The 5,348-nt window shown below is 63.5% G+C and carries 3 protein-coding genes and 1 pseudogene; 3 read left to right on the forward strand and 1 reads right to left on the reverse strand.

Annotated features, from left to right (window positions below; translation table 11 throughout):
* Positions 1-485, reverse strand: a pseudogene (locus tag CH256_RS16960) (hypothetical protein); the annotation flags it as partial.
* Positions 486-608: 123 nt separating this feature from the next.
* Here CH256_RS16960 and CH256_RS16965 point away from each other — a divergent pair.
* From CH256_RS16965 to CH256_RS16975, 3 genes are all read left to right on the forward strand, one after another.
* A complete protein-coding gene (locus tag CH256_RS16965; RefSeq protein WP_080730368.1) occupies positions 609-2,129 on the forward strand; it encodes a tyrosine-type recombinase/integrase in 1,521 nt (506 codons plus the stop codon).
* Complete coding sequence (locus tag CH256_RS16970) at positions 2,126-3,934, forward strand: hypothetical protein (protein WP_032375867.1); 1,809 nt, start codon at positions 2,126-2,128, stop codon at positions 3,932-3,934. The genes CH256_RS16965 and CH256_RS16970 overlap by 4 nt, the downstream gene beginning before the upstream one ends.
* The coding region (locus tag CH256_RS16975) for a hypothetical protein (protein WP_143536603.1) at positions 3,931-5,348 on the forward strand (1,418 nt) is incomplete at its 3' end. The genes CH256_RS16970 and CH256_RS16975, both read left to right, overlap by 4 nt.

Here is a 5,348-nt window from a genome sequence, read left to right on the forward strand (position 1 = left end):
GGTGTGCGCCGAGTCAGGAGTGAACGCGGGCCGAAGAGATCTCGCGGGGTGAACAGTGCGCCGAGGCGGATCAGGCTGGTGGTGCGTTGGTGGACCATCTGTCCATCGATGCGGGCGACGGGGACCGTATCAGTGGAGCTCGACGATGAGTAGACGATCTCGCCATTGCGTTCGACCCACCAGCGGTCACCCCGGCCGTAGCGGAACTCGAAACGGTCGTCGACGAAGCCTGTGTCGGTCACACCGACAACGTGCAGCGAGCCTGACATGTTGAGGTCGGTCGCCGCGGCATTGCGCGCTGTGAGTTGTTGCCACGTCGGGACATTCACCGTCTCGAATTTACACTTGACCTCGTTCGCTTCGACCTCCCCGAGCAGGGGCGCATCTTCCAGCCGGCGGCACGCTTCTCCCGGGCAGGCGATCGAGTCCGCACACAACCGCCGGAGTCGTTGATCGCAGGCAGCCTCTAAATCAACCTTGGACAATAGACACAAGATGAACGACCGTCATAAGAGCTGAAGGTACCCCTTGCCGTTCCCGATCGGAATTTTGAAACTTAGGCAGCAAATCTTGTGCATACTCGGTCACTGACCGGATCATGAGCGGCGATGACAAGCAGCCGATGGCATGTTCGCACTACTGCCGCAGAGCTACCCAATTCCCGCTCTTCACCTACTGCAGACAACCGCACCCGCGCCGATGACTGGACGGACTGGCTCGCAGAGACTCGCCAGACTCAGGGCACTCCCTTCTTGCTCTCGCCCGCTTTCGACTACGACACCGACCTGAACGATTTCTTTCGCACCACAGCGATGGTCACCATGGCCGCAACGACACAGATCGGGTACGCACGCGACCTCGCGAGCTTCCTCACTTTCGTCAACCACATTGACTGCAAACGTCATTGGCGGGACATCACCGACAGTGATCACCTCTCGTATCTGCATTGGCGTCGACACGATCCCCGCGGCCCACGCGTGTCCGGCAACACATGGAACCGTGAAGTGGCGGCAGTGAACAGGTTCTACCGCTGGGCACACGCCGCCGGCCACGTTCCAGTCAATCCGATCCCCCAGACCTGGCGACGGCCCGCTCCTGCACACACCGGCTACGCGGTCTCGCGGCGGTCCGACGAGCTCCGCCCGGCGACCTACAGTCACGACGGCGGCCGGGACCGCATCCAATGGCTCCCCCTTGCCGACTATCGCAGATGGCGCGACGTCGGTATTCGCGGATTCGACAGCTGGGGGATGCCGCGAGAAGGTTTTCGTGGCCGGTGGTCGGGGCGTAACGCGACCTACTGCGACGTGATGGTCCGGACAGGACTTCGGATCTCGGAACAATCTGCTCTCACCGTGCTGGAGCTTCCACACATCGATACGAATCAGAATGGTTATCAACGATTTTGGCTTCCCGGTGCTATTGCAAAAGGCCGCTCCGCACGGTGGGTCTACGTCCCGGCATCCCTCGTCCGTGATCTGGCTACTTACAGTGCCTTCGACCGAGCCAACGTCATCGCCGCAGCCCAGGAAAAGCAACGGTACGAGCGCATCCGGCACCCTCTGGTGGTGGAAGATCCGGAACATGCGATCGCCACGCACATCACGGGTGCAGCACTGAAACGGACCATTAAAGTCTCGGAACTGAATTGGTCGGAGCGACAAAGTTTGTTGATCGCGCGCCCCGGCGGTCTCGAACCCGCCGCGTTCTGGCTCGGCGAGCACGGTATGCCACTGTCGGTTGCCGCCTGGAAGAAGATGTTCGCCGAGGCCAACACCCGCTGCCAGCGCGCCGGTGTCCCGCTGGCAGCGCACGCCCACATGCTCAGGCACACGTTCGCCGTCATCACCCTCGAACAGCTTCAACGCGGTCACATCGCTGCCCTCGGCGCGCTGGGACCGGAGCAGCGCGGGCACTACACCCGCATCTTCGGCGACCCGCTCGACTGGGTACGGTGCCGACTCGGTCATCGATCCGTGGTGACCACACAGATCTACCTCCACGCACTCGCCGAACTCGAGATGGAGACGAGAATGGCACTTGTGCCCGATGATTGGGACGTCTTCACCCCGGACCCGGCCAGTACCGACGACGTAACGACTCTCCCGGCCAGCGGTGTCGTGCTGTGACCGAATCGCGAACTCACCCCGGGATGCACGCCCCACTTCCTACGCCCGGAAGCTACGCCCCGCCATCCGTTGCGTCCTCGGTTTCGTCTCTGGTCGTCGACTTTCACGGCGACGACGGACGCACCGAAACGTTCGACGTCGAGGTCCTGGCCATGCCGAGCTGGCACGTTCCGGTCGCGGAAGCCTTGGCGCTCCGTATCGGTCCTGCCGGCGACAGACGGACCCACAGTTCGGCAACGACCGTGTTCTCGTTTGCCGCACGGCTAATGCGTTTCCTCGAGAGTCTCGACAACAGCCCCGCTGCACCGGCTGACTTGACCGTGGCACACGTCGATATGTTCCTCACCAGGATCGACACCCCGCGAACAGTCGCCACGTGCACAGCCGAACTCAGTGAGCTCCGCCTGCTTCTTCGGCTGCCTCCGCTAGCAAACCAACTCAATGCCGAGGTGCTCGACCATCTCAGCACCCCGGCGGGGAAAGGCACGTTCACTTCTCTGACCGGGTATTCCGACGGCGAGTTCGCGCGCATCCTCGATGCCGCTCGTACCGACGTCGCGCAAATTCGTAGACGCATCACTGCAGGAAACGACGCAGTCACGGCTATGGCTGCGTCAGGTGTGGAGCCGTCGACGGAGTTCGAGCACATGGTCTCGCGTATGGCGGCCACCGGCATCGTCCCGGTAACCGGCGGACGAATCGTCGCGCACCGTCACCGCCGCACAGCGTGGGCCGGCCAGCTGTTCGTCACACGCGACGATCTCGCACCCTTGCTGACCTTGTTCGTTGCAGTCACCGGCCGCAACGTCGAAGCCCTCAAAGAACTACCCGCCGAGCATCGGATCGTCGGTGACCGAGCGGTAGAAGTCCAGTTGAGCAAACGACGCAACGGCCCGAACCGATGGCACGACACCGTGACCTGGGAAATCGGACCGCCGCACCGAGAACTGCACACCCCCGGCGGTCTGTACCTGCTGCTGCACCGCCTCATGGAACGTGGACGGGCACTGAGCGATACGGCCGCACTCTGGTCGTCGTGGCGCAACACCAACCACGATCGTGGAACCGTCTCCGAACATCACAACCCGTTCGCGCAATCCCTCGCCGGCCGCGCCACCTTCGCGAAATGGAGCAGACTGCGAGAACTGCACTTCGACCCAGACGTTTCCGGACACAGCGCACCGCTGGGGCTGGACATGCGCCGCGTTCGCACCAGTGTCGAAGTACGCCGCACTCGATCCGTCGGTGGACATCTGCCCTCGGCTGCCCGATCGAACAGCGTCGAAGTGCTGTTCAGCCACTACCTTCGTGGTGATCCCACCGCCAAAGAGTGGGCGCGCCAGACGATGTCCGAGGCTCTCCGCGATGCCGAATCAGCGGCCCTGTCCGCACATACCCACATCCTGGCCGAACACGGCGTCACGGAACTCGAGGTGCTCGCCGACACCGACGCCGATGAACCATCTGCAGGAGAGGAGGGTGCCTGGACAGCATGCGCCGACTCCTCCGCGCACCCTGTCACCGGACGTGCGTGTCGACGGGTGTCGTTCCTGGACTGCTTCCACTGCGGCAACTGCGTCGTCACCACGACGCATCTACCCGCTATCACCGCGCTGACGTCGACCTTGTCCACGCGACGCACCGAACTCGACGAGCAGACCTGGTGGACGCGCTACGGGCCGACCTGGACTGCGATCCACCACGACATCTACCCGAAGTTCACTGCCGCACAACTCGACTCGGCGAAAGACGAGGCACCCGAGTGCCTCCTCGAACTCGCCGAAGACCCCTGGGAGCACCCATGAGCAACCCGATCGCCGTCACCCCGGTACCAGCTAGCGACCCGCTCCTGTCCGATCCGGTACTCGGCGAGCATCACGTCCTGGCCGGCTTGTGGCTTCGTCCCGGCTACTCCCTCACAGAGACGTCGCAATTCCGCGACGACGCCTGGCGATTGGAACCTGCTGTTGCACAGGCACATGTCCGATCCTTGGTCGTCTCATTCGACACCCTCGCCGACCGCTACCGTCTGCCGGCCAAAGAGTTGTGCCTGGCGATGCTGTCCGGGCCGCTACCCGCAGGCGAGCGGCGGCAGTCTGCCGTCGGAATCCGCGGCACCTTCATCGAAGTGCGCAAGTTCCTGCACTGGCTCGCCGAACGCACACCGGCACACTCTGATCGAGAGCAGACGCCGGCATTGAGTTCGCTCACCGCTGCCGACGTCCTCGACTACCACCACTACTTGATGACTTTGCCCGTCGGAGTCGGATCGCGCGAGAACTCCCGACGGGCGGTATGCATGCTCTGGCGTTATCGCACATGCCTGACCGACACGCTCACCTTCGATCCGCGCCGCGTCGACGGCTGGACCATGTCCAAAACTGGAGCCACCGAGAACGCCACCGGTCGCATCCCCGAACCTGTCCTGGGCCCGCTGATCACCTGGGCGATCCGCTTCGTCGACGACTTCTCCGGCGACATCCTCACCGCCGCCGCACACCGAGATCACCACCGATCCAAGCGCACCAACGGACGGTACGGGCGCAACAGCGGTGCCGCCGAAGCGCTCGAACACTACCTCGCGCAACACGAGGCCGACGGCGACCCGCTCCCCGGACATCAAGGCCGCCCGAACTTACGACAGATCGCCGCTGAGATCGGCACGAGCAGACACGGTCTCGACACCAACCCAGCAATCCGCAACCGTCTCTTTGCCTGCGCGGCACTAGTCGGAGTCACCGACCACACCTGGATACCGCTGACCATCGAGGGCCGACTTCACGGCCGTCCGTGGATCGCGGGCATCGTGCACCAGCACTCCAGCAGCGGATACCTGCAGCTACAACGTATGTTGCACATCGCTTGCTACATCGTCATCGCGTTCCTCTCCGGAATGCGGGACGCCGAGATAAAACACCTACGCCGCGGTTGCCTTAGCACCGCACGCGATCCCGGCGGCACCCCCTATCGGTGGATACTGACCGGGCTGGCGTTCAAGGGCGAAACCGATCCTCGGGGAGTCGCTGCCGAGTGGACCGTCGGGGCTCCCGCCGCCAGGGCGATCGCGGTCCTCGAGAAGATGCACCCTCCCGGCCAGGATCTGCTGTTCTCGCATCCGCCAGGCTCGGAGCAAATCCGCCCCCGAAACGACGCCAGAATCGGGGCCTTGACCACCAATGCCACCTCCAGCCAACTGAAAAGCTTCGCCCTCTGGATCAA

The organism is Rhodococcus sp. 05-2254-6 (genome assembly GCF_002258565.1).
Classification (GTDB): domain Bacteria; phylum Actinomycetota; class Actinomycetes; order Mycobacteriales; family Mycobacteriaceae; genus Rhodococcoides.